General features: G+C 46.5%; 23 protein-coding genes. 9 read left to right on the forward strand and 14 right to left on the reverse strand.

Features of this window, described 5'->3' with window-relative positions:
* Window positions 1-8: 8 nt before the first annotated feature.
* Both ACL9RM_RS14130 and ACL9RM_RS14135 read right to left on the reverse strand, forming a co-directional pair.
* The gene (locus tag ACL9RM_RS14130; RefSeq protein ID WP_061828875.1) at window positions 9-1202 is read right to left on the reverse strand and encodes a radical SAM/SPASM domain-containing protein; all 1194 of its coding nucleotides are present in this window, start codon (window positions 1200-1202) and stop codon (window positions 9-11) included.
* Window positions 1203-1251: 49 nt separating this feature from the next.
* Window positions 1252-1530 (reverse strand): acyl carrier protein, encoded by a 279-nt coding sequence (locus tag ACL9RM_RS14135; protein ID WP_013311713.1) that lies wholly within the window; start codon window positions 1528-1530, stop codon window positions 1252-1254.
* 357 nt (window positions 1531-1887) lie between these two features.
* On the opposite strand from ACL9RM_RS14135, the gene ACL9RM_RS14140 reads away from it, so the two are divergent.
* The 3 genes from ACL9RM_RS14140 to nagA are packed head-to-tail and all read left to right on the forward strand — an operon-like array spanning window position 1888 to window position 4701.
* Window positions 1888-2754, forward strand: a complete 867-nt coding sequence (locus ACL9RM_RS14140) for a MurR/RpiR family transcriptional regulator (RefSeq protein ID WP_069290270.1) — start codon at window positions 1888-1890, stop codon at window positions 2752-2754.
* A gap of 1 nt (window position 2755) precedes the next feature.
* The gene (nagB, locus tag ACL9RM_RS14145; protein ID WP_250260521.1) at window positions 2756-3484 is read left to right on the forward strand and encodes a glucosamine-6-phosphate deaminase; all 729 of its coding nucleotides are present in this window, start codon (window positions 2756-2758) and stop codon (window positions 3482-3484) included.
* Complete coding sequence (gene nagA / locus ACL9RM_RS14150) at window positions 3481-4701, forward strand: N-acetylglucosamine-6-phosphate deacetylase (RefSeq protein WP_250266566.1); 1221 nt, start codon at window positions 3481-3483, stop codon at window positions 4699-4701. The genes nagB and nagA overlap by 4 nt, the downstream gene beginning before the upstream one ends.
* Window positions 4702-4806: 105 nt before the next feature.
* Here the strand turns inward: nagA and ACL9RM_RS14155 are convergent, their stop codons facing one another.
* Window positions 4807-5784: a YhcN/YlaJ family sporulation lipoprotein gene (locus ACL9RM_RS14155; RefSeq protein ID WP_250266567.1), complete on the reverse strand. Its 978-nt coding sequence runs from the start codon at window positions 5782-5784 to the stop codon at window positions 4807-4809.
* 195 nt (window positions 5785-5979) lie between these two features.
* On the opposite strand from ACL9RM_RS14155, the gene ACL9RM_RS14160 reads away from it, so the two are divergent.
* The gene (locus tag ACL9RM_RS14160) at window positions 5980-7557 is read left to right on the forward strand and encodes an esterase/lipase family protein (RefSeq protein WP_250266568.1); all 1578 of its coding nucleotides are present in this window, start codon (window positions 5980-5982) and stop codon (window positions 7555-7557) included.
* Between the two features lie 113 nt (window positions 7558-7670).
* On the opposite strand, the gene ACL9RM_RS14165 is transcribed toward ACL9RM_RS14160, so the two are convergent.
* From ACL9RM_RS14165 to ACL9RM_RS14175, 3 genes are all read right to left on the reverse strand, one after another.
* On the reverse strand, window positions 7671-8330 hold the full coding sequence (locus ACL9RM_RS14165) for a hypothetical protein (protein WP_250266569.1): 660 nt from the start codon (window positions 8328-8330) through the stop codon (window positions 7671-7673).
* A 75-nt stretch (window positions 8331-8405) separates the two neighbouring features.
* The gene (locus ACL9RM_RS14170) at window positions 8406-8633 is read right to left on the reverse strand and encodes a helix-turn-helix domain-containing protein (RefSeq protein ID WP_081112418.1); all 228 of its coding nucleotides are present in this window, start codon (window positions 8631-8633) and stop codon (window positions 8406-8408) included.
* A complete protein-coding gene (locus tag ACL9RM_RS14175; RefSeq protein ID WP_250266571.1) occupies window positions 8576-8932 on the reverse strand; it encodes a sigma-70 family RNA polymerase sigma factor in 357 nt (118 codons plus the stop codon). The genes ACL9RM_RS14170 and ACL9RM_RS14175 overlap by 58 nt, the downstream gene beginning before the upstream one ends.
* Window positions 8933-9124: 192 nt before the next feature.
* Here ACL9RM_RS14175 and ACL9RM_RS14180 point away from each other — a divergent pair, with 192 nt between their 5' ends.
* A complete protein-coding gene (locus tag ACL9RM_RS14180; protein WP_223822138.1) occupies window positions 9125-9322 on the forward strand; it encodes a YvrJ family protein in 198 nt (65 codons plus the stop codon).
* Window positions 9323-9395: 73 nt separating this feature from the next.
* Here ACL9RM_RS14180 and ACL9RM_RS14185 read toward each other — a convergent pair whose 3' ends face one another.
* Genes ACL9RM_RS14185 through ACL9RM_RS14200 form a run of 4 tightly spaced genes read right to left on the reverse strand, consistent with a single transcriptional unit; the run spans window position 9396 to window position 13562 of the window.
* Entirely contained in the window at window positions 9396-10334 is a 939-nt protein-coding gene (locus ACL9RM_RS14185; RefSeq protein WP_250266572.1) for a DUF4340 domain-containing protein, read from the reverse strand.
* Window positions 10331-11722, reverse strand: coding sequence for a GldG family protein (locus ACL9RM_RS14190; RefSeq protein WP_250266573.1), 1392 nt, complete (start codon window positions 11720-11722; stop codon window positions 10331-10333). Before ACL9RM_RS14190 ends, ACL9RM_RS14185 begins: the two co-directional genes overlap by 4 nt.
* A 5-nt stretch (window positions 11723-11727) precedes the next feature.
* Entirely contained in the window at window positions 11728-12450 is a 723-nt protein-coding gene (locus tag ACL9RM_RS14195) for an ABC transporter permease (protein WP_013311725.1), read from the reverse strand.
* Entirely contained in the window at window positions 12447-13562 is a 1116-nt protein-coding gene (locus ACL9RM_RS14200; RefSeq protein WP_250268957.1) for an ABC transporter ATP-binding protein, read from the reverse strand. Before ACL9RM_RS14200 ends, ACL9RM_RS14195 begins: the two co-directional genes overlap by 4 nt.
* 436 nt (window positions 13563-13998) lie before the next feature.
* Between ACL9RM_RS14200 and ACL9RM_RS14205 the strand changes: the two genes are divergently transcribed.
* The 4 genes from ACL9RM_RS14205 (at window position 13999) to ACL9RM_RS14220 (ending at window position 18966) form a co-directional block, all read left to right on the forward strand.
* Complete coding sequence (locus tag ACL9RM_RS14205; protein ID WP_323873121.1) at window positions 13999-15381, forward strand: NTTRR-F1 domain; 1383 nt, start codon at window positions 13999-14001, stop codon at window positions 15379-15381.
* 194 nt (window positions 15382-15575) lie between these two features.
* Window positions 15576-16667 (forward strand): glycosyltransferase, encoded by a 1092-nt coding sequence (locus ACL9RM_RS14210; RefSeq protein WP_250266574.1) that lies wholly within the window; start codon window positions 15576-15578, stop codon window positions 16665-16667.
* Window positions 16668-16725: 58 nt separating this feature from the next.
* Window positions 16726-17820: a tetratricopeptide repeat-containing glycosyltransferase gene (locus tag ACL9RM_RS14215; protein WP_061830049.1), complete on the forward strand. Its 1095-nt coding sequence runs from the start codon at window positions 16726-16728 to the stop codon at window positions 17818-17820.
* A gap of 51 nt (window positions 17821-17871) precedes the next feature.
* Window positions 17872-18966 carry a glycosyltransferase family 4 protein gene (locus ACL9RM_RS14220; RefSeq protein ID WP_250266575.1) on the forward strand — a complete coding sequence of 365 codons (1095 nt, stop codon included), beginning with the start codon at window positions 17872-17874 and terminating at the stop codon, window positions 18964-18966.
* An 83-nt stretch (window positions 18967-19049) separates the two neighbouring features.
* On the opposite strand, the gene ACL9RM_RS14225 is transcribed toward ACL9RM_RS14220, so the two are convergent.
* Genes ACL9RM_RS14225 through ACL9RM_RS14240 form a run of 4 tightly spaced genes read right to left on the reverse strand, consistent with a single transcriptional unit; the run spans window position 19050 to window position 24378 of the window.
* Window positions 19050-20903, reverse strand: a complete 1854-nt coding sequence (locus ACL9RM_RS14225; protein WP_250268958.1) for a beta-glucoside-specific PTS transporter subunit IIABC — start codon at window positions 20901-20903, stop codon at window positions 19050-19052.
* 5 nt (window positions 20904-20908) lie between these two features.
* Window positions 20909-22018, reverse strand: coding sequence for an ethanolamine utilization protein EutH (gene eutH, locus ACL9RM_RS14230; protein ID WP_250266576.1), 1110 nt, complete (start codon window positions 22016-22018; stop codon window positions 20909-20911).
* 11 nt (window positions 22019-22029) lie between these two features.
* Window positions 22030-23064, reverse strand: a complete 1035-nt coding sequence (locus ACL9RM_RS14235) for a Gfo/Idh/MocA family protein (RefSeq protein ID WP_250260511.1) — start codon at window positions 23062-23064, stop codon at window positions 22030-22032.
* A gap of 33 nt (window positions 23065-23097) precedes the next feature.
* Window positions 23098-24378, reverse strand: a complete 1281-nt coding sequence (locus tag ACL9RM_RS14240) for a DUF4038 domain-containing protein (protein ID WP_250266577.1) — start codon at window positions 24376-24378, stop codon at window positions 23098-23100.
* Window positions 24379-24406 lie beyond the last annotated feature (28 nt).

Below are 24406 nucleotides of genomic sequence, written 5' to 3' on the forward strand. Positions count from 1 at the left end.
ATAGAAAACTAAATGTACTTCAGAGAGCCTGCCCCATGCAGATACAATACGCTGCATTTGGAGCACACCGGAGTCAATCCTTCATGATTAATCTTTTGACGAGTTTTCTCATACGCATCCGAGTTCCATATCTCCTTCAGACTGTGCTCACGCATGCTTCCAATCGTGAATTCACTGAAAAATTTGCAAGGCATGACCTTCCCGTCTGGTAAAATATCTGTTCTGGAGGTGAGCGCCAAACAATGATTGGAACAACGACTGACCATTTCCTCGCCATGGATAAATTTATCAATTTCCTCATAATCCAAACCGGGCTGATAGCGCACGCGAATGTTCCATACTCGCTCATTGATCCGCTGTAGTTCCTGCATCAGAGGATCGATGTTATCCGGGTTGATTTTATATTTGAAAGCATGCCAGCTACTAATATTTTTTTCTTCAAGTTGTCGGAGCCAGGAGAAATTACGTGTAAAATATTCATCCATTTTGAGGGAGGTTTCTTTGGAAATGTACCAGGGGAACGTCAGCAGCACCAGATCCAGCCTTTTGTCCTCCAGCATTTGCAGAAATTCGTACATCCGTCCGATCATGTTATCGTTAATGACCGCATGGACAGTTACCCGTCCCTTGTACAATCCCTGGTCGCGCAGTTCAATCAGCTTATCCATCTGCCGCATTGTTTTTTGAAAAGTGCCTTTACCGCGGATTAAATCGTGTTCTCTTTCAAAACCTTCAATCGCTATTAATAACTCCAGATTTTCGGACAAATCCAAAATCCGGTCCAAATATTTATCAATAAGTAACCCATTTGTACAAAAGGTCATTTCGCGCCGATCTTCCGCCAGCACGTCCAAAATTTCATCAAAACGTCGATGAAACATCGGTTCGCCGCCCCACATGTACAGTCTGGACTTGGCTTCCTTGGTTTCGCTCAAAATTTGCCGGAGCATGTCCGGAGCAAGATCCATGTTTTGTTCTTCTTTATCCATTTGGTGATGGTAGCCTTCCTCGTTCCATTCAAAGCAGTGTGTACATCTCAGGTTGCAGCGGTTAGTCAGCTTAATGCCGATCGTCTGGGGCATGTCCGTTTTGAAAGTAGGGTCCTGTGTGGCGTTACGGTAAGATACAGAAGCGTTTTTCAGGTTACGCTTGATGAGCTTGAACGCTTTCTCATCAATCAGCACATTGCTTTTGGGCTGCATGCTAACACCTCGTTTAATGGATTTTCAGGCACATGTACCTAGCTGTACGTCAGACCGTCTCCATTCCCTCCAGATGCGGCGCTTGTTCCGCATCGCTGATCCCCTGAATGTAGCTGCAAAACGCATCTACCGAGCTCAAATGCTCTAGCTCAAAGGAATCAAAATCAATCTCCACATCAAACGCATCCTCCACTTGCAGCATGAAATGAACCAACTGCAACGAATCCAGTCCCGCATCATGAATAATGTCCGAATGTCCATCCAGCTTAGCGACCAGTTCAGGATCTTCCTTAACCGCGCTGATCATTTCAATCACTTGGCTTTGCATAGCAAACTCCTCCTTGTGAATGAGATTCTGTTCGTTCCACCCAACGATGCCCTCTGCAAAGAAAGCTCCTAGAAAAATTCCTTCACTGGAACTTTATTCAATTATACTCCTCCAATGAAGAGACAAGTCAATAGGTTGTTTTGTAAGTAAAACTCGCAATATGTAAATTAATGTATGATAACTTCTACAATTTTCGCTGGCTATTTTTTCGCAAAATCTAATAAAAATTCTTCTCACATCTCTTGCATGTGCAGCAGAATTATTTTACAATACACGTGAAAATGTTTTTCTTTAAATCCTCCTTATATACGATACTTATTTTCACACAAACACTCTACAGCCAAAGGAGCACAGCTCATGTCCCCCATTCTTCATACATTAGCCCATAGACTGGAGCAGCTACCCGTACAGGAGCGCAAGCTAGCGGAATCCATCCTGCAATCCCCGGAAGATGTGTTGCATCTGGGTATTCGGGAGCTGTCAGAGCGTTGTGGTGTAAGTGCTGCGACCGTTACGCGGTTTTGCAAATCACTACATTTTAAAGGCTATCCCGATTTCAAAATGAAGCTGGCCGCCGAGTTGTCTCATTCCAACCGTAATGGTGAAGAATCCTATCAGGATATTGTCGCCGGAAATTCACTTTCCCGAATCGTGCAGGCTATTCAGGCGAACCATACCGCATCCATTGCAGACACGACCCGACTGCTGGATTTCGACAAGCTGGAGCAGGCCATTGCATGGCTGTCAGCCACGAGCCGCATTGATCTTTATGGCATGGCGACATCGTCGATTGTGGCCCAGGATTTTTACCAGAAGCTCATCCGTATTGGCAAGAACAGCACTGCCTTTGCAGATTCCCATATGCAGATCACCTCTGCCTCCTCGCTCGGAGCGGAAGATGTCGCCTTTGCCGTCTCTTATTCAGGGGAAACCCAGGAGACCATTGCGGCTCTACGCTGTGCAAAGGAACAGGGGGCCAAGACACTATCCCTAACCTCCTTCGGAAACAATACGCTGGCAGGCCTTGCGGATATTGCGCTATTTTCCTCTTCATTGGAGGAAGGAATGCGACGTGGGGATATGGCCTCTCGCATCGCCCAGCTTCATATTATAGATATTCTGTTTACAGGTATGGTGAGCGCGGATTTTGACAAATATATTCCAAGATTAGAAGGTTCATATCAACAAGTGAGCAAGCTCAAAAAACAACCAGGGGGTCACTAAGATGAACATACGCATTTTGAACAGCCGTGAAGACCTGAACGCTACTGCCGCCGCTGTGATCGCTAGCTTGCTGCTATCCAAACCACAGGCCATGCTTGGCCTGGCCACCGGTAGTACGCCGATTGGCATTTACCAACATCTTGCGGATATGTACCGCAAGGAACAGGTCAGTTTTGCACGCGCCTATTCCGTGAATCTTGATGAATATGTTGGTCTTCCCCCAGAACATCCGCAGAGCTATCGAAGCTTTATGAATGAGCACTTGTTCCAGCATATCGACATTCCCATATCCCATACACATGTTCCTGACGGGAATGCACTAGATCTGGCAGCAGAATGTGCAGCGCACGAGCAGGCTATTCTGGATCATGGCCCCGTGGATCTGCAGTTGCTTGGCATTGGTCATAATGGGCATATCGGCTTTAACGAACCCGGTCACAGCTTGGCTGGAGCCACACATGTTGTAGATTTGAAAGAAAGTACGCGCTCGGCGAATGCTCGATTTTTTGGCGAAATAGATGCTGTACCCAGGCAAGCAGTTACGATGGGAGTAGGCACGATTCTTAAGGCGAAGCAAATTATACTGGTAGCTTTTGGTGCGGATAAGGCCGACATTATAAAGCAGGCTTTAACTGGACCTGTCACGACTGAGTGTCCGGCTTCTTTGCTGCAATGTCACCCCAACGTACTTATTTTACTGGATCAGAAAGCGGGAGGTTGGTTCAATTGAAGTCAGATGAAATGAGTGGTAACGTACCCCAGCTACTGTATGGGCAAGTTGTCGTTGGAAATGACATCATTGAAAAAGGGGTTGTCGTCATTGAGGGGCAGTCCATTGTTTATGCTGGTTCCGAGGGAAATTTGCCCGCCGATTGGACATCGGTAGTCTTGGCAAATCAGGAAGAAAGTGCAGCGAGAGCGGTAAAAATTGTGCGTCTGGAAGGAGGCTATCTGCTACCAGGCTTTATTGATATTCATGTTCACGGCGGTAACGGTGAGGACTTTATGGACTCCAGTCCAAAGGTGCTGGATACGATCACCTCCTTTCACGGTTCACAAGGAACGACGGCCATGCTGGCTACCACCATGACCGCGCCCAAGGAACAGATTGACCGAGTATTGAGTGAAGTTCACGCTTATATGGCACTACCTATGCCCTATGCTCAGTTGGAGGGCGTACATCTAGAAGGGCCGTTCATCAGTCCGAACTGGCCAGGAGCGCAAAACCCGGAACATATCGTGCCACCGAATCTCTCATGGGTGGCAGAATGGGAGCAGCGCTATCCAGGCCTTGTTCGCCAGCTCACGCTTGCGCCCGAACGGGAAGGAGCGCTGGAACTGATTGCATGGCTTTGCAGCCATGGCATTACCTCGGCCCTCGGTCATACAGATGCTACGTATGAAGAGGTTGAACAGGCAGCGACGGCGGGGCTGAACCATGCGGTGCATGCGTTTAATGCTATGACTCCGCTGCATCATCGCAAGCCGGGAGCCGCCGGAGCCGTACTTGCTGATCCGCGCATTGAAGCAGAAATCATCGCGGACGGCATTCATGTGCATCCCGCCGCCATTTCCCTGCTCGCTAGGTTAAAGCAGGATCATAATCTCATTCTCATCACAGATGCCATGTCTGCTACTGGTCTGGAAGACGGGAAATATACGCTCGGCGATTTGCCGGTGATCGTGCAGGGCGGTGTAGCACGACTGGAGGATGGGGTCACTTTGGCAGGAAGCACACTAACGATGATTGAAGGCTTCCGCTATTTGGTTCAACATGTAGGTATGAGTATTCCCGCGGCATCACAAATGGCCAGCCTGAATCCGGCTCGATCCTTGCACATTGATGATCGTACAGGTTCGCTTGAAGCAGGTAAACAAGCAGATATCCTGTTACTGGATGGAGACTTGAAGCTGCAAGGCGTATGGATTAAAGGATTGCGCAAATAATTCAGTTATAGTTATCATTCCCCAAAACTAAAGAGCTATCCACCAGCGTATTCGCTGAGATGGATAGCTCTTTCTTTGGCATTGCACACACTTATAGGGTTTGAATTAGCGATGATTCATCGGCGCGGGCGTATGATTTTGTGGACGTGTGGGTGCTGTATTTTCCATTGGACGGTTTGTATCAGCCGCCGAGGTCGGGAATACACGTTCAATCACATCCACCATTTCATTGCTCAAGCCTCTAATCGGATGACCATTTTGCACACTGTGTGTAAAGTCAGTGGCTTGTTTGACAAAATCCGGGTTAGCGGATACATGTACCTGTTCAATCGAAGGTGCAAATTGCTTAACTTTATTCGCGATACGGCTCTTGACTGCATCACTTGGTTCATATGCAGTTCTTGCTCCCTCGATTGTGGTGTTTCCGTTATCTCCGCGATTGTTGTCCGTCAAGCCACGCAACATACCGTACGAGCCTGTACCCATCGTACCGAATAAACCGTCATCACGACGCGCTGGCGTTCCATTCCCGGTAACTCCATTTCCGGCAACTCCATTGTCTGTCATTCCAGGCGTCGTAGTATCTGTAGTACGGTTTCCTCTAGTGCCATTAACGCCATTCACACTCGGTACATTACCGTTACGTCCAATACTATTAGCACCTGGAGTACCGTCAATACTTGGAGCACCGACACCTGTTTCGTTGGCTTGGTCTTTCAAGGAAACGGCTACATAGGCATGTCGTTCACCGACCAGCACTGTCGCAGACTTTACATCCGGCATCTCAGATATACGTTTGGACAAACTGCGATCGACTTGCAGATTACGGACTGGATGTCCGGTTCGGTTGCCATTTTCATTCAATGACATCCCGTCCATACCATTGGACTTAACCCCATAACGATTCACACCATCCATACCATTACGGTTCACACCATCCATATGATGTGTGCTTTGCGCGTTATAGCGTGTACTGTTCGTACGAACGTTATGATCGGCATTTCCGCACCCGGTCAAAGCAGCCATACTGGCGAGTAAAGCAGCAGAAATCGTAAAACTGATGACCTTCTTAGTTCCTGGCATGAACTCATCCTCCATACATTATAAAATGTGTGACGAGATTATCATGCGCTATGAATCATAGGGATATCCTGACTAAAAAATGACTAAAAAAATAAAATTTTAATGTAAATATGAAATACAATTGATGATTTACCACAAGATGGCATGTATAATAAGCTTGAAAAATACTTTATTTTACAAAGGAGGATTTTCAATTTGAAAAAGATCACTGTTTTGATGCTCATTTTTATGTTATCCGTTACTCTTGTACCCGTCGGCGCTTTTGCAGGCTCCACTACCCCCCAACCCCCGAAAGATCCCGCCGGAAGTTGGGCAGAAGGCCCACCACCTAATCGCGTTGATCCTGCCAAACCTGCATTATTATTCGTACATGGTTTAAACAGTAGCGCTGAAGTCTGGACCAAAAATAATAACGACATGCTTCATCGCGCACGTGACGCCGGATACCAGACGGCCACCATTAATCTGTACGATACAAATGGTACATCCCAGGATATGTGGGACAATGGTAAGCTTTTAGCCGACAAAATCAAGGTCATCAGTAATCACTTTGGAAAAAAGCTCATTGTCATCGCCCACAGCAAAGGTGGAGTGGATACTCAAACCGCTCTCGTATATAACGGAGCTGCTCCTTATGTTCAACGTGTCATCACCCTCAGCAGTCCCCATCATGGCTCACAACTTGCAGATCTCGCCTACAGCAGCTGGGCCGGATGGCTGGCAGACATCGTCGGCTCACAAAATCCCGGTACCTCCACTTTACAAACATCTTATATGAAGTATTTCCGATCCAAGACCGATGCACTCAGCAACGCAACTACAATTCCATTCTTCACGTTTGCTGGTGATAACTGGTCTGACGGCACTGCTTCCTACATACTCGGCGGACTTTACCTCTCAACCTTTGGTAAAAATGATGGGGTGGTCACAGTCGACAACGCTAAGCTCCCCGGCGGACGTGTAGTTAAAATAGGATCTTGGGATCATGCCAAGGTTCGTACCGGTTCTTACGTCTTCTCCCTGATCCAACCCTACCTCCAAGCGAACACTCCAGCATTGAATCAGGAAACTGAAGCACTTTCAGCATCTTCCCTGACTGCTTCTGCTGTACAATCCACCTATAACGAGATCGATAATTCATACTTTATCCGAGGCGGCGATTATAATGGAAAAGCCTCAGAAACCCTCACTGTTGAAAATGGTGTCAAATCCATTGATCTGGACTGGATCAGCGATAAACGTGTGAGTAAGCTGGAACTAACCAAGCCTGACGGTACCAGTGAAATTATTAATCTGAAAGCAGGCTATGATGACGATATTTTTGCTGGTGCCTGGCATCATAACGCCGTCATTCAAAATCCAAAACCGGGCACCTATAAACTGAACGTCACAGTTCCTGATCAAGGAGCATATCTCCTGATTGCACGTTACCAGGCTGTTCAAGTTCCAGAGCTGAAATACAATCTGAATGCAGTGGGCCCGAAGCTAAACCTGAAACCACAGGATTCCCCGGACAATGTTACACAAGTTACCTACCAAGTTCAATATTATGGTGATCCGCAGCAAGGAGTCACTTCTGCCTCCAAAGGTTTGACGGTACAGCAAAAAACCGTTAACCCTACCGGACAAATAGAGCTATCCAAAGCGGACAAGCCCGGCATCTATTCTGTAACCTATGAAATTAGCGGCACCACAGAGGCAGGTTATCCGTACCGTCGCACAGCTGTTCAATCCATCTATATTGATGCTGACGGCAATAAGTATGTTGACTAAATAAATCTACAACCTAAAAAGCCTGCGAACCCCTACATATATGGGGCGTTTGCAGGCTTTTATTCATTACAAAACATCCTGATAGAGGTAATACTTCGTTCCATTCGTTGTGTTCAATCCGTTGTCTGATTCCTCAGCTTATGAAGCCAATAGTAGCGGTGTAAATCCATAATAAAATGGAAAAGAACAAATGCCAGCATGGAGTATACACTGATCAATACTGTGGCAACTAATTGTTGTGTAGCAAATCCGAGGGAAACATTAGCTATCAGATAACCAGCCCCAGTAAATGTGGTGATCGTCACTACAGGCGCTCTCTTGTTTTTTTCCTTAACTTTTGGTTTCTTCTTATGTTCTGAAGGATCTTTGAATTTCGCCAAATTATATTTTATAAAGGAATACAAGGCGACTCCATAAAGGGCAAAGGAACCTATAAAATACCATGAAGTATCCAGACCCAACATGCCATAAGCAAACTTTTGTGTCATGATCATGAAGCCTATAGAACAAATCAAACCAAATACACCACGGAATAAAATGTAATTCAACTGCAATTTGCGTGGCATGATGACCAGTACTAGAGCCCAAATGTTTATCATAACAATCGGTGGCAACAGTACATAAACGTAAACTGCAATGTATGGATTTCCCACTAAGGGGATAACCAGAAACAGATCTAACAGTAATAAAACAAGAATGATGACATTGGAACGAATACTGTTGACTGGGTACATCTTCATACTTTTCTCAAAAGAAGCCCTGTTATCACTCATAAACTTATAAGCCCTCCGTTAAATAAGTAAACCTACGGATAAGGATAGCCAAGGCTATATCCATTGTCCACTTTTCTATTGAACTGTTTTTAACTCTTGTCGCAGTTCTTCTATAAAATCAGTTACAATGCTTTGGACAGCATCTTCACGGGACATACGAATATACCGACTGGTCTTTTGAATGTCTTCCTCGAACAATTGAAGTATCCTATACATGGCCTCCTGATCTCCACTTCGTACTAATTTTAGCAATTGGACGAACTCAGCATCCGAAATAACTCTTTGAGCATTTTCTTTTTCCATTTATTCACCGCCTGTTGGGATAGCTTTAACTCTTTTGCAATCTGTGCTTCGGTTTTATCTAGTATGTAAAGGTCAAAGATGATCATTTTTCCGATCTCAGAAGATAGAGAGTTGATAAGCTGTAATGTGTACATATTAGAGTTTGAAGATTCTGTAAAGGATGGGGTACTGACGGCTTCGTTCTTTTCCATTACAAATTCATGATTGGTTTGTACCCGAGCACGATACTGGATTCTCCAGGCAATGCGGTACAGCTTCTTTCGATATTGTTCCACCAATGTTAGCTGAGACTGATCCATTGTAAATCACCCTTTCTCTTTGGATTTGACTTTTTCTAATCCTCATACTATAGGGTAATTTCCAAACCTATTTTACAACCAAAATCAGAACACTTGTTCTTATTTATTATACTATTTTTACAATCAGTTGTATATGGTTCTTTTAATTTACCTTCCTTTATATATGGCTAAAAAGGAGGGAATACATTGCAAATGGATGATGCTCTTTCTCTGGTTACCAACGTAGGCTTTCCGGCTGGACTTTGTTTTATTTTGTTGCGGCACATCCTGCACACGATGGAGGAAAAGCTGGACAAGCTGGATCTCTCACTTCATGAGCTGATTCAGGTTATCCAAGAATTAAACGACACTAACAATTCTTCTTCCAAAAGCAGCAAACCTGACGAGTAACGAACACAAAGAAGCTCCAGACGACGATCATCCGCCGTTGGAGCCTCTTTGTGCGTTAATTTAATTCTAATGATTATTTTCCAGTCTGAGCTTGGTCGTGTCCATTCTGTTCAGCACGGTTCACGTCAGATACTGACAGACCATAAGCCCAGTTACTTTGTGGCGGTACAATCCATACGGTATCTGGATCATCGTTAAGCGTCCAGCCCTGATAGACCAGCTGGGAATCATCCTTACCCAGCGATATGCTCAGCGTAAAGCGGTGAACAGGCTTGTTCAGCTCAGAGGCTTTGCGCAAGGCCTGACTGCTGGCCAGGTTTTTGATTTGCTGCGAGAGGGAAGTCGCCGTGTCACTGGCTATTGACTTTCCGTTCAGCGTCCAAGATGTGGAAGCACTGTCTCCGGTTCCGCTGTTACCGGAGGATTTGAGCATCCATGAAGCATTTTGGCCTTCCCACTCTATTCCGCTCAGCTTGGTATCGTCCCAATCGAACGGCGTTGTATCTATAAAATCATCAGCACCCAGCAACAACCCTGAAAGTGTATCTATAGGTACAGAAGCTATCTCTTTTTTGTCTGATAATACATAAACAGCCTCTCCGGAAGGCAACGTTTCACCGAAGGCAAAGGTACGAACGTCACCCTTCTTGGTCTTAATCTCAATCTGATCATTGGTAGAGCTGATCCCATATTTGGCTACGTCTTTAGGAGAAGATTCCACCACTTCACCCAACTTTACATTTTGAATCGCCGCTAGCCAATTGTCTATTGTATATTGGTTTAATGGGTAAGTCCGTGGCTTGCTCATACTCCATTGACCATCATGTTGTTCAAGTTCCACCGACTTGCCGTCCTTTCCAGTGATCGCGAAAGACGTAATATCCCCTTGCGTAAGCTGAACCAGCTGGCGAGCCGCCGGCGCTTGTTCACGAAAGAAGTTTTGGCTCTTTGCATAGATTATACCCGCTCCCAATACAACTAACAGTAGCACTGTGGGTATCCATTTTCTCATGCTCTTCTTCGCCTCCACCATAATAAGATTCCGATGACCGCGAACAGCAACGGCAATCCGATGACAGATATGGTCAATATCGTTTTCGCTTGTGCAGGAGTCAAGTACGCTACCTTATAATCCTGCTCCTGACGAGGACGAATGGTGAGTCCATCAGAGTGTTCCTGCACATAATTCAGACTGTTCAGCACAAAGTCTCGATTGCCTCCTGTGCTGATCTCAGTGTCGCTTAAGAGGGCCGACGTTCCGAGAATAACGGCTTTGGGCTTGCCGTCTTTCCCTTCTACCGCATAACCGAGATTCAGCGGCCCCTGCGGGTCCTTGTCATCCTTTTGCGTTTCGTTGTTCAGCAGTCCTTGGATATTCGTTTCACCATAGCTGGCTGCAGAAGATTTCATCAAAAGCGTCGTCTTCCAATCCTTCTGCTCTCCTGCCTGCAAAGCAATAGACAGTGAAAGAACCGGGTACAGATTGGAAGCCGCCAACTTATCGGTGATCGCATGACTGCCGAAGGTAGGAACCGTCCATAGAGGTCCAAGTGTATTCGTCTGTTCCTGATCCACCACGATGGCATGAGTGTCCTTCACTCCATAATCAGCTGCTAATGCATCAAGGTTTTTCCAATCGGCCCCCATGTTCGGGTGAAAGCCTAGTGCCATAAAAAGCTTTCCGCCTTCATTCAGATACGTACGAATACTCTTCAGTTCCGTTGCACTGATATCACGTTCTGGTCCGACAATAGCCAATACAGACGCATCTTTGGGCACGCTACCCGCCTGATTAAGCTGAACTTCCTCTGTTTTCACATTATCTTGTGACAGTGAGCTGCTTAATTCAGTCATTTGGGACAATGGGATTTCCTCATGTCCAGTTAGAAAGACCACTTTCCCTTGACGGGTAGATGATAATCCCAGCAGTCCACTAGTCAGCTTTTCTTCCCCGGTAAATTGGTATGCCCCTTCACCACTCCCCTGAGCTTGCGTAAATAGACTCCCAATATCTATAACCCGCTTCTTCTCCCCCTGCACCAACACAATAGATGCTGAAGTAACACCATATTGCTTGGCCAGTATCGGTTCCTGATTCAGATCGTATTGTTCGACCTTAAGCTTGTTGTTACGCTTGGCATATTCATTCAGCATGTCCGTAACATCCCGGTTCAGCTTCTGATTTTGTGAAGTAGATACGGTAAAAGCAATGAGCCGTACGTCTTCCTTTACACCTTGGATGGTCGTCAACGTTTGGTCAGACAGCGTATACTGCTTGCCTGCCGTCAGATCCAGTTGAAAGCCCCCTAACGACCGCAGAAATAACGTCAATAAAATAAAAATACCTATAGCAGCAACTGATAGTACCACACTATTGGTATGACCCAGCCATTTTTTCATATTCATTACCTCCACCGTTTCCGTTCAACCACCTGGATGCTGAATAGCAAAAAGAGCACCGCCACCGTCACGTAGTACATCACATCGGCTCCATTCAGCAATCCTTTGGTGAAACTGTCAAACCGTGCGGTTAGTGAAAAAGGTTCCAGCCATTGCTGTACCGCCGCAGATGCACCCGTCTGTCCACCAAACGAATCCAGCATCCAGAACACAAGTAAAATAATAAAACCGACGACCGCCGACATCATCTGATGCTGTGAAAGCGTCGAAGCGAATAAGCCGATCGCCATCATGGCTGCGCCAAGCATAAATAGACCGATCACAGATGTAAATACCAGTGTCCAATCCAGCGACCCATAAAAGGACATCACGACCGGATACGCTAGACTGCACAGCACTAATATGAGCAACATGCCCAGCGACGCCAAAAATTTACCCACGATCATTTCCGTCACACTCACAGGTGAGGTAAGCAGCAGTTCATCCGTACCTTGCCTGAATTCCTCCGCAACCAGCCTCATCGTAAGTAATGGGACGACGAACACCAGCATGGACAAGGTGTCACCGAGTACCAGCCGATAGTCCAGAATGCTAGGCTGATACATAACAAAATTTGTATAAAAAAGTAACCCCGTCAGCAGCATGTACACTGCAAGCGCAAAATAGGTCGTTGGTGTCCACAAATAGGCTTGCAGCTCTTTTTGACAGACCGCGAACAAACGCCTCATGACCGATTACCTCCTGTATCCTTATCTTCTTCAGCCTTATCGTCGCCGGACGCAGCATCTCCATGCTCCACCGTGATAGCCGTAGGGGCTGCATTCTCCGAGGAATGTAGATCTTGTACTGCTGGATCGCTGACCTGACCTTCTTCCGTCTCGCGGGTCGTTAACTGCTGGAAGATATTTTCCAAGCTAAGGCTTTCTTTTTTCATCTCCAAAATCGGAAGCTTCGCATCAGACAGCACATAAAATAGTTCTTCGCGAAAATCCTCACCGGAGGCTCCTGTGAGTAGCAATCCGGTCATATCTGGCTCTGCGGCAGTCAGCTTCGTGTTCGCTGGAGGCTGCGTGGCCGCCATAGATTCAACCTCTACTTTTCCCCAATTACGCAGGACATCCAGCACCTGCTCACGCTTCCCTCTGACCTCCACCTTCACCTTGAATCCATCTTCCATCGAACCGCCGAGCGCGTCAGGGCGCCCATCCATGACCAGTTTCCCTTCATGGATGATGAGAACACGATTGCATAACGCATCCACCTCAGGCAATATATGTGTACTTAGCAATACCGTATGATTTTCGCCAATTTCCTGAATGAGCTGACGAATCTCCAAAATCTGATTGGGGTCCAAACCCGAAGTCGGTTCATCCAGCACCAGTAAATCCGGGTTATGAATAATCGCACCTGCCAGTCCCAAGCGCTGTTTATACCCTTTGGACAAACTGCGGACTAATTGTTTTTCCCGCCCATTCAGTCCTAGCCTGGAAATCATCTCCGAAATACGCAGCTTCTGCTCTCTCGCAGGCACGTCCCGAATACTAGCTACAAACTTCAAATAGGATCTTACGGACATATCCTCATACAAAGGGGGAGTCTCCGGCAGATAACCGATTTTGGAACGGGCCTGTCTGCCCTTATCCTGAATCGGGATACCATCAATCGTAATCACTCCCTCGTTGGGTTGAAGATACCCTGTAATCATGCGCATCGTCGTCGTTTTACCCGCACCATTCGGCCCCAGGAAACCAACAATTTCACCGCGCTGCATTTCAAAATCCAGCTTATGTACACCCCGGTTGCCCTCATACCACTTGCTCACCTGCTGCACTTTGAGCACATGTTCCACCCTTTCCTTTATCGTAATCTTCTCCCTGCTGCTCCCCTACTTCCCTCCCACCTAAAATGTTGCATCAGTAGCGGGTAGCAGCGAAGCGGAGGATTTGGAGCTGGAGAAGCGCCAGCGTTCGCCTTTGCCTTGGGATTTTTACCTTTACATGTCTTATTAATCACAAAAAAATCCCACGGCAACAGCGATCGGAAGCCCAAAGCCTTCGCGGAGCGGTCTCCTCGCACCTTATGCTACACTTTTAAATTCTAATAATAATCCCCCACATATAACTCCAGCTTAACGTCACTTAAATAGAAGCTTAAAATAATGTGTCTGAAATGTGAACACAAAATTACACATCTACCCTCAGAAACTTGTACGGTTCGCTAAGGTATGGATTCGCATCTACTATCATTACAACGTGTGAAGGGAGTGTATAAAAGCGATGAGTGTATTGTTTACCAATCTAGTTTCTAACGGCGACTTCGAGATCGGATCAACCCTTTTTTGGAGCTCTGTCAATGTGACTGTCACTAACTTATCTGTAAAAAAGACAAACTTTTATAGTGCGATCCTGACAGGAGGCGCAGTAGATGCATCTCTTTCCCAGGTCGTTTTTGCTGCACCAGGCGAAAGTTATACGTTAAGCCTTTCAGCTGCAAAAATAGGAAGTCTGTCCAGTCCTCAAGTTAACATTTTTCTGTATTACTATGACGCAACCTTTGGCTTCCTTGGCACGGGGCTAACTACCTATTTGAGTGCAGGTACATTACCAGACGCTGTGAATGGGACATGGCAAAGCCTATACGAAGTAACAGCTCCTGTACCAGCCAACGCAGCCTATGCCTTTTTGGTTATTAGTAAAAACGCCTTGGCTAACACCGCTGATGTAGCTATTGATGCCGTTGCTCTTGTTAAAGCAAGTGCAGCTGGAGCTGTGGGTCCAGCCGGACCTGCCGGCCCAACTGGTGCTACAGGCGCTAGTGGCGCTACAGGTGCTACGGGGCCTGCGGGTGCCACAGGCGCTACGGGCGACACTGGCGTTACCGGACCTGTCGGGCCTACGGGTGCCACGGGCGACACTGGTGTTACCGGACCTGTCGGACCTACGGGTGCCACGGGGGACACAGGTGTTACTGGACCTGTCGGGCCTACGGGTGCCACGGGCGACACTGGTGTTACTGGACCTGTCGGACCTACGGGTGCCACGGGCGACACAGGTGTTACTGGACCTGTCGGACCTACGGGTGCCACGGGGGACACTGGCGCTGCCGGACCTGTCGGGCCTACGGGTGCCACGGGGGACACTGGCGCTACCGGACCTATCGGGCCTACGGGTGCTACGGGCGACACTGGTGTTACTGGACCTGTCGGGCCTACGGGTGCCACGGGCGACACAGGTGTTACCGGACCTGTCGGGCCTACTGGCGCTACGGGCGACACTGGCGTTACCGGACCTGTCGGGCCTACGGGTGCCACGGGCGACACTGGTGTTACTGGACCTGTCGGACCTACGGGTGCTACGGGTGACACTGGTGCTACCGGACCTGCTGGACCAATCGGGCCGATCGGACCGATTGGCGACACAGGACCGATTGGACCTACAGGGCCAACGGGGCCATTTGGCCTTGGATTTACAGGTCCAATTGGACCTACCGGACCTACAGGTGCTACAGGCGACACTGGCGCTACTGGACCTGTTGGACCTACCGGTGCCACTGGCGACACGGGCGCTACTGGACCGATCGGGCCTACGGGTGATACTGGACCGATTGGACCTACAGGACCTACGGGGCCAACTGGACCGACTGGACCTACCGGACTCTAACCTCCTATTATTACCACATCGTAGATTTCAAACGATATACCATACCTTATCGACAAAGCCGCACAGCATGTTAAGGCTTTGTCATCCTTGCCCTGCCGCGATTGTGGCAGGGCTTCTATAAATCAAACCCCTTTTAAATCCAACTTTATGATTGACCCGAACCCTCAGATGGTTCCCAAAGGAGTGATGCTCAATTGATCAGTATCAGCCTGTGCATGATCGTCAAAAATGATCAAAATACCATTGGCCGTTGCCTGGAATCGATCCATTCTATTGTGGATGAAATCAACATCGTGGACACAGGTTCACAGGATCGGACCATTGACATATGTCGCAACTTTACGGATCGAATTTTTCCATTTGAATGGGTAGATCATTTTGCCCTTGCACGTAACTATTCGTTTGAGCAAGCTACGCAGGAGTACATTCTCTGGCTTGATGCCGATGATATTTTGAAGGAGCAGGATGCCGTCAAGCTGCTTGAGCTGAAGCAAACCCTTGATTCCTCAGCCGTACCAACCGTCGATTCCGTGTCTATGAATTATCATTATGGCTTTGATGATCATGGCAATGTCACCCTACATTTTCGCCGAAACCGCTTGATCAGAAGGTCAGCCGGATTCCGTTGGCACGGAGCCGTGCATGAGTACCTCGCCGTAGACGGGAATATTCAACATGCCGATATCTCCATAACTCACACCAGAACACATACAGTCTCTCCAGGAAGAAATCTGCGAATTTATGAGAAGTTGCTCGCCCAAGGTCATGCCTTCTCTCCTCGTGACCTCTACTACTACGCTAACGAGTTAAGAGATAATGAAAGATATGAGCAAGCCGTGCAGGCTTACCAGAATTTTCTGGATACCGGACAGTGCTGGGTAGAGGATGCGATTAGTGCATGTAGCAAAATGGCCGACTGTCTGCAACAACTTGGCAAGCTGGAGCAAAGTATTACCGCGGCGCTCCATAGTTTGACCTTCGATACGCCCAGGGCAGATCTATGCTGTCGGATAGGTCATTATTTTTTGCATAAAAATGAGATCTCCAAAGCTATTTATTGGTACGACATGGCTACCACTCTGAATCCTCCCGACACGATGGGCCCGGTGCAGGACGCGTACCAAACGTGGTTTCCTCATATCCAGCTATGCATTTGCCATTTTCGGATGAAGGATTACACACGTGCGAATTGGCACAACGAACAAGCTGCAATGTACGTTCCCAACGACCCGCATGTCCTGCATAATCGGCAATTTTTCAGCTCAATCCTGAATCCTCCCCAATAGAGATGTCTCCCATACTCACCCCTCAATCTTTAAGTAAGTCAAAGGAGGAGCAAGCGGAATGCAACAATCGAATCGGTACAAGATAGCTGTCTATGCCATTAGCAAAAATGAAGCCCGATTCGCCAAACGCTGGATGCACACCATGCGTGAAGCCGATGTTGTCATTGTAGCGGACACCGGCTCTACAGACGATACTGTTTCCCTGCTACGCGAAGCGGGTGCAGAGGTGCATCGTATCGAGGTAAATCCTTGGCGTTTTGACAAGGCTCGCAATGAGTCCCTGCGGCTGGTCCCTGACGATATAGATATTTGTGTCTGCACGGATCTGGACGAAGTCTGGGAGGAAGGTTGGCGGTCGCGGCTGGAACGTAACTGGAAGGAAGGAACTACCCGGATGCTATATGCCTTTACGCATGGACAGCCTGGGCAAGATACCGTTTATACATGGTTCTGGAAAGAAAAAATACACACTCGTCACGGTTACCGCTGGGTACGCCCGGTTCACGAGGTGCTTGAATATATCGGGGAGGGTGAAGAACGTAGCATTCGATCCGATCAGCTCCGCTTGTATCATGATCCCGATCCGCACAAATCCCGCAGCCAATACCTTCCGCTGCTGGAGCAGTCTGTGCGCGAGTTTCCCGAGGATGACCGCAACATGCATTACTTGGGGCGAGAATATATGTATCATGGCCGCTGGGATGAGTGCATTACTACATTGCAACAACATCTTGCCATGCCGCAGGCACGCTGGGCAGATGAACGCAGCGCTTCGATGCGCTTTATTTCTAGAGCCTATAAAGCAAGTGAACAATGGCAGGAGGCAACACGTTGGTTATACCGGGCTATTGCGGAAGCGCCGTATTTACGTGAACCTTACACGGAAATGGCTCAGCTGGCTTATCATACACGGAACTGGTCCGCCGTCTATCATATGGTTGAAGAAGCGTTGCGTATTTCAACACGACCCGATACGTACATGCAAGAAGATTTTTGCTGGGACGCCACACTGTATGATCTTGGTGCCCTCGCTTGCTACGAGTTAGGCCTTTTACACAAAGCTTGTGAATATGCGAGAGAAGCAACAGAGCGCTCCCCGGACGATTCTCGCCTTAGCCATAATTATGCGCTAATTCAATCTAGGCTTCCATAGAAACCCACACCCCGTTCTGTTAGTTGAATAACTTGGTATAGGAGCTTTTGATTGGCAAAGGAGGTTATTGAGATCAAAGTTCTATTTACTTTTTATATACCGAGCGGCGGCGTAGAAACCTTGAACCGCCAACGCTGTAAAGTGCTCATGCAGGACGGGATTGAATGTCATCTTCTCTATTATCAGCAAGGTACAGGGATGCAAAACCTGAACGGCGATATTCCTGTATTCATGACTTCCTCTGAAGAAGAAATTCGAATGCTGGTAATGACTAACCGCTATGATGCAATTATCGTCTCATCGGATTATCCTATGCTCCCCAGACTGCGAATGTTGGGCTATCAGGGGGTATTAATCTATGAATCGCAGGGCTTTGGTTCTCACGAAGAGGCTGCTTGGGTGGTCGCGGATGCAGTTCCGTATCTTCAGAGACATGCCAACGCGGTGCTCTTGCCCAATACAACTCATCTGGTGCAGCTATTTACCGACATGTGTCCATGGCTTAATCGTTATGTATTTCCAAACGTACTGGATACCAGCGTATTTAATTATGTACCTAACACTCCTCCGATCAATCCGATTATTGCCTGGGTGGGGCGGTTGGAGCCCAACAAGAACTGGAGGCATTTTATCGACATTTCTTACTGGATGCTACAAAATCGTGCGGACCTTCGGATTTGGATGTTTTATGACGACACATTGTCACAGCCAGAAGATAAAATACAATTCGAAAAAATGCTTGCTCAGCTTGGCATGTCCTCGGTGATCGAGCGTTTTCAAAGTGTGCCTCATGCCCAAATGCCTCTGTATTATTCCATGATTGGCGACTCAGGTGGCTACCTGCTATCGACCTCGCTGGTAGAGGGCTTCGGCTATGCGGTTGCTGAGGCGATGGCCTGTCGTTGCCCGGTATTAAGCTCTGATTCAGACGGAGTACGAGCATTTATTGACCACAACGAAACCGGTAAATTTTATCAGCAGGGAGACATCTTGCAGGCGATACTGCAAGGACTAGACCTAATGAACAACGTACCTCAACGCGAATCTATCCGCAGGAAAGGGCTGGAGCGAATCGTTAGTCTGTTGGCACCGGATAAATATGTGCGCTCCTTCAGGCAGATGATGAACACGCTGGGTGTGAGGTAACTAAAAAACAGCTGACGACAACCCTTTTTATATACGGGCCATCGTCAGCTTTAACTTGCCTTTTTATTATGGAATATTGGAATCTATCTAATCTTTAGTAAGCGGTCTCCTGCATGAATATCCTTGGGATCTTCAACTAAAATATCCGTGTACACGGCTGTATTGGTTACAATGACGGATGTGGTAATATCATATCCTTCATCCCCTATAGCTTTGGGATCGAATTCAACCAGCTTGTCCCCTTTTTGAATCGTATCCCCTTCAGACACAAAGGAAGTGAAATGTTTTCCTTTCAAGCTGACCGTATTAATCCCAATGTGAATGAGCAGTTCAACTCCATCCTCAGAAATAAGACCGATGGCATGCTTGGTTTTGAAAACGGTAACAACAGTTCCGTTAAATGGCGCATAGGCTACTCCTACTTTCGGAATAATTGCGGCCCCCTGGCCCATCGCACCGCTGGAAAAAGCTTCATCTTTTACTGCAGTTAAAGGAATCAATTCACCGTGTAGAGGACTGAATACCGCTTTTTCTACTTCTTTGTTTTCATCTGCAATTTTAATCTCAGACGCAGGTTTTGCATTTTTATAACCGAAAAGATAGGTCAAAATAAATGCGACTACAAAAGCTACAACCAAAGATATAATAAAGCCGATGAAGCCTGCATCCATGCCTTTTGGATTAATGAATAGAGGTATACCAAAAATGCCGCCTGAAGCAAATCCATATGCCGTTGAGCCGAGTAAGCCTGCAGCAGCTCCTCCTATACCTCCAGCGATCGAGGCTAAAATAAACGGTTTTTTGGCGGGTAAAGTAACCCCGTAAATAGCTGGTTCAGTAACCCCCATCAAACCCGCAATTGTGGCAGAAGTGGCGATAGGTTTTAATTTAGGGTCCCGTGATTTCAAAGCGATAGCAAATGCCGCACCTGTTTGCGCAAAAGTCGTACAGAAAAGCATACCGTTAATCGGATCAAACCCGTTCGTGACTACATTATTCAGGAGAATTGGAATGAATGCCCAATGCAGACCGAAGATAATAATGCCCTGCCAGAACCCGGCCAGAACGAGACCAGCTACAGCCGGACTTAACTGGTAAATCCACATGGAGCCTTTGGCTAACCCATCGCTGATTATAGTTGCTATCGGTCCGACAACCAGAAAAACAAGCGGTGATATGATGACCAAAGTCAGAAAAGGCACCATGAACATTTTAATGGAAGCAGGTGCATACTTACTTATCATTTTTTCGACCTTAGCTGCCAAGAACGCTCCAATAATGATAGGTATAACAGAAGAAGTATAATTAATCAGAACGACAGGTATGGTCAAAAAGGACAACGCCGTTTTATCCGTAAAGGCGGAAGTAATGGTCGGGTACACCATCGCTGCTCCCAAAACGGCAGACAGATACGGGTTTCCTCCAAATTTTTTACCTGCTGAAAACCCTAGAATAACCGGAAAGAAATAAAACATTGCGTCTGCTGTCGCATATAAAATTTTATACGTGCCCATCTGATCAGTCATCCAGCCCAGGGATGTGCATAAGGCCAATAGTCCTTTTAGAATCCCCACAGCAGCGAGCACACCCACAACGGGCATGAACACACCTGAAATTACATCGACAAAGCGGCTGAATAGGCTCGCTTTTTCATTCTTTTGATCATCTTCAACCATCTGATCTCCATGCTTTACTCCCATTGTATCCAAAAGAGCTTCATAAACTTTGGGAACCTCATTCCCGATGACCACCTGAAATTGGCCACCACTTTCTACAACGGTAATGACACCGTCAATCTGCTTGATCTTTTCTTTATCTGGCAATTGATTATCCTTCAGTTTAAATCTCAATCGAGTGACACAGTGAATGACACTGTTCACATTTTCATTTCCGCCCACGGCACTCCATACTTCTTTGGCTGTTTTTTTATGATCCATCATGTTCACTCCTTCTTGGATGCGCTTTCTATTTTTCTATTCGTAGTAGCTGGATGTGCTATAACTGCGACAATTACGGCACTGATCCCGCCTGCAAGTTTACCCACGATCATGGCAATCACCATATTCTTGTCCATTCCTGCTACAAAGCCAAGATGTCCCCCCAGAACGAAAGATCCACTGACAGCAAAAGCAATACTGATCACTTTGCCTCTGGGCTCCATCTCTTTGACTAAAGTGAACGTAGGAATGTTATGAGCAAGACTAGCCACAAGACCCGCAGTAGTCGATGGATCTATGCTTAGCAAACGTCCTGCCCGTTGAAGCGGATTTTTAAATATTTTTGTAATCCAAGCAACCAACGGAAACGCACCCGCTAATACAATAGCAATCGTTCCAACCGTTTGCACACCGACAGACAACGGAGCCATATTGGGAATAATCACAAATCCAGTTAAGGTTTCGACCCCAATCGCTGCCAAACCGACAAGGGATAGAAGCCTAATGCCGTTACCAAACCACTTGAACAATCGGATCGTAAGCTCCGTAAATAGACGTAAACCCAGCATAATGATTATTGAAAGAAGCATGGGAATAATCAGATTTTTTAAAATCATTATCACGTCAAAACCAGCGGTTATTCCCCCTATGAAACAACCAACGGGAATTGTACTGATACCGATTAAGATTCCTTTTGCAAAATATGGATGATCCTCTTTTCCCAAAATGCCGAGGGCAACCGGAATCGTAAATACGAGCGTTGGGCCAAACATGGTCCCTAGAAAAACCCAGGAAAATAAGCCCGCTTGCTGGCTGTGCGCCATTTCTGCCGCAAGCGCGTATCCTCCCATATCTACCGCCAATATCGTATTGGCAAAGGATGCCGGATCGGCACCCATTGCCACATATAATGGTGAAACAATAGGAATCAACCATGAGGCGAGTACAGGAGCCAAGGAAACAATTCCTATCATGACTAGGGCAAGAGAACCCATGGTCATAAGCCCATTGTTGAAGGCTTGTCCCAACCCCCAGCGATTTCCCAAACATTGATCCAATGCACCCAGCACTAAAAAAAGAGCGATAACATACATCACAATATCGTTAATGGACATCCTGTTGCCTCTTAATACACATGAACTTTATGATTTTCTGCGCTGTCATAGGTGTCGAATACAAGCTGAAGGGTCTTGATATTGTCGTGACCACTCGTTTGAAATTCTTTTCCCGTGTTGAGACAATCTATAAAATGAGCCTGTAGCTTTTTATGGCTTTCCTCATAGTTTAATTCAGTCTTTTCAACCAATACTTTTTCGACTCCCTGATTATTAATGAGAGATAATTTACCTGTGTTATACAGTTTTAGGGTAGCCTCATCGCCTTCAATCACCAGCTGTTCTTTATGATCGGGAAGGACCTGCTCCGGCAGCTGCCCATTCAGTTCCCTACGAGTCGCCCAGCTCATATCCATGAGGCCAAAATAATGTTCATAACCTAACATAATAATGCCCGTGTCTTCTCCCTGTGTGTATGGGCTGACTCGCTTGGTTTCCGCATACAAACGCTGAGGTTCACCGAATAAGAAACGCCAAGTATCCAGCCAATGAACTCCCATTTCATAAAACAAGAGCTTGGGCATATCTCTGAAAAATGGCTGCGGCAGCTCTTTTTCCGGAGCAAACCTCGGCGAATAAAAATCGGTATGCGTATAACGTATAACATTCATATTCCCAACGATATTCTCTGCCAGCAATTTTTTTATAATTTGAAAAGGCTCAAGCCAACGCCAATTTTCGGTCACCATAAGTCTGACTCCTGCTGCTTCAGCAATACCTACAATTTGCTCAGCTTCCTCTACAGAACGTGCAAAAGGTTTTTGACACATCATATGTTTTCCGGCTGCGGCCGCCAGTCGAACCAGTTCCAGATGTGTCTCAGGAGGTGTAATGATGTCCACGACATCAATATCCGCTTCGCTTAGCATTTCCTCCAGACTGGTATAACAATATTCAGTAGGGATATGGAATTGAGCTGCTTTTTCAAAAAGTAAGCCTTTATTTCGATCACAAAATCCTTGGATTTCTACATCCGAGATAAACTGCCATGCTTTTATATGTTTTTCCGACCAATATCCCGTTCCAATGACGCCGATTTTCCACATGTTGCTTCACTCCATCCACATTCTTCTCTGTTTTTATTTCGTTCCGATGATGACAACATCACTTTCAAAGCTGTGCATGTCTAGCACCGATTGATCCTTTTGGACGGACACGTCGGTTTGGGCAAACCGCTTCACGGCTAAATCAATCGTTGTAAACTTGTAATCCTGCACGTTGATACTTAGCCGTACCTTCGTGTTAACCGGGACATACAAGACAATGGTATTCTCGTTCCCCGCAGCTCTGATTTCCTCTGTCTTGTTTAAAACAATATCCAACGGCTTTACGCCAATCAGGTTATACATTTCAAACAAATATTTAATAAAGGAATAATCCCATGCGCCCTCAAATCGCAATGCTGTTCTCCAATCATAGGGACTATCGAATCCTTCCCCCTCTACAATGCCGAATTTCTTTCCTTTTTTGTGCCAGCTCCAAATGCCATGTGCTCCGTAGGTAATGCCCGCACCCCCGCCTGCAAGGAGGCTTTGCCATGCTACTTTTCTGACATCCAGTGCTGTGTATCTGCCATACACATTGCGGCTATAACTAATTTGTTCATAACATGGCTCTCCATTAATGACAGGCCGTATATCCGGCTTATGGTAGAAATGTTGAGCAATCTCATGGCCCACATGCTGAAACTCGGAATTATGTCCTGATTGATACATATAAAATCCAAGACCCTGGTGTTTCTCAAAGGCTGGAGGAATTTCTCTCAATCTTCCTTGAATATGCAGCGTAGTTAAGCTTGCAGGGCTTAATTGTTGTACAATTTCCAGTGCTTTTAGATAATAGGAATTGGCACGTTCGGTCGGAAAATCACTATCCCCGCTGATCAGAAAAATAGGATCAAATGGAGAAAAACGGTTTACGACGTACGTTACATAGGGTTCAACGCATTCAAACGGCATTTTATTACCCTTTTGGAACATTTCAGCCCATGTATCCGGCACATAGTTACACCACAATAGAACCAGAGCCGGAACAAATCCACGCTCTACAGCCATTTTCAACATGATTTCTGCCCGGTCAAAATAAGCTTCGTTTAATGTATGGTAGTCGAAATCCCCATTTTCCAGTAATGCAAATGGCTGTAGATTCAGATCCGATTCACTTGCATCCCATTGTCGGAGCATGTTGATTTGCAACACATTGAAACCTTGCATCTTCCGATAGTCAAGATAATCGCTCCACTCCTCTATCGTCGCGTTGGTAAATACACTCCAAACCGTATCTGCCAAATAAAAAAAAGGTTTTTCCTCTTTTGTAAAACTTCTTTGATTTTCAGCCATGTTTAAACTCAAATAAATCACCCTTCCTCTCTTGCTGTATTCACAAAAT

The sequence above is a fragment of the Paenibacillus sp. S29 genome, assembly GCF_049319765.1.
Taxonomy (GTDB): Bacteria; Bacillota; Bacilli; order Paenibacillales; family Paenibacillaceae; genus Paenibacillus; species Paenibacillus polymyxa_B.

What these genes read in the sequence shown, in the direction of transcription:
- ACL9RM_RS14130 (WP_061828875.1), bottom strand. Translation starts at nt 1,202, where the DNA reads ATGCAGCCCAAAAGCAATGTGCTGATTGATGAGAAAGCGTTCAAGCTC.
- ACL9RM_RS14135 (WP_013311713.1), bottom strand. Translation starts at nt 1,530, where the DNA reads ATGCAAAGCCAAGTGATTGAAATGATCAGCGCGGTTAAGGAAGATCCT.
- ACL9RM_RS14140 (WP_069290270.1), top strand. Translation starts at nt 1,888, where the DNA reads ATGTCCCCCATTCTTCATACATTAGCCCATAGACTGGAGCAGCTACCC.
- nagB (WP_250260521.1), top strand. Translation starts at nt 2,756, where the DNA reads ATGAACATACGCATTTTGAACAGCCGTGAAGACCTGAACGCTACTGCC.
- ACL9RM_RS14155 (WP_250266567.1), bottom strand. Translation starts at nt 5,784, where the DNA reads ATGCCAGGAACTAAGAAGGTCATCAGTTTTACGATTTCTGCTGCTTTA.
- ACL9RM_RS14165 (WP_250266569.1), bottom strand. Translation starts at nt 8,330, where the DNA reads ATGAGTGATAACAGGGCTTCTTTTGAGAAAAGTATGAAGATGTACCCA.
- ACL9RM_RS14170 (WP_081112418.1), bottom strand. Translation starts at nt 8,633, where the DNA reads ATGGAAAAAGAAAATGCTCAAAGAGTTATTTCGGATGCTGAGTTCGTC.
- ACL9RM_RS14175 (WP_250266571.1), bottom strand. Translation starts at nt 8,932, where the DNA reads ATGGATCAGTCTCAGCTAACATTGGTGGAACAATATCGAAAGAAGCTG.
- ACL9RM_RS14180 (WP_223822138.1), top strand. Translation starts at nt 9,125, where the DNA reads ATGGATGATGCTCTTTCTCTGGTTACCAACGTAGGCTTTCCGGCTGGA.
- ACL9RM_RS14185 (WP_250266572.1), bottom strand. Translation starts at nt 10,334, where the DNA reads ATGAGAAAATGGATACCCACAGTGCTACTGTTAGTTGTATTGGGAGCG.
- ACL9RM_RS14190 (WP_250266573.1), bottom strand. Translation starts at nt 11,722, where the DNA reads ATGAAAAAATGGCTGGGTCATACCAATAGTGTGGTACTATCAGTTGCT.
- ACL9RM_RS14195 (WP_013311725.1), bottom strand. Translation starts at nt 12,450, where the DNA reads ATGAGGCGTTTGTTCGCGGTCTGTCAAAAAGAGCTGCAAGCCTATTTG.
- ACL9RM_RS14205 (WP_323873121.1), top strand. Translation starts at nt 13,999, where the DNA reads ATGAGTGTATTGTTTACCAATCTAGTTTCTAACGGCGACTTCGAGATC.
- ACL9RM_RS14215 (WP_061830049.1), top strand. Translation starts at nt 16,726, where the DNA reads ATGCAACAATCGAATCGGTACAAGATAGCTGTCTATGCCATTAGCAAA.
- ACL9RM_RS14225 (WP_250268958.1), bottom strand. Translation starts at nt 20,903, where the DNA reads ATGGATCATAAAAAAACAGCCAAAGAAGTATGGAGTGCCGTGGGCGGA.
- eutH (WP_250266576.1), bottom strand. Translation starts at nt 22,018, where the DNA reads ATGTCCATTAACGATATTGTGATGTATGTTATCGCTCTTTTTTTAGTG.
- ACL9RM_RS14235 (WP_250260511.1), bottom strand. Translation starts at nt 23,064, where the DNA reads ATGTGGAAAATCGGCGTCATTGGAACGGGATATTGGTCGGAAAAACAT.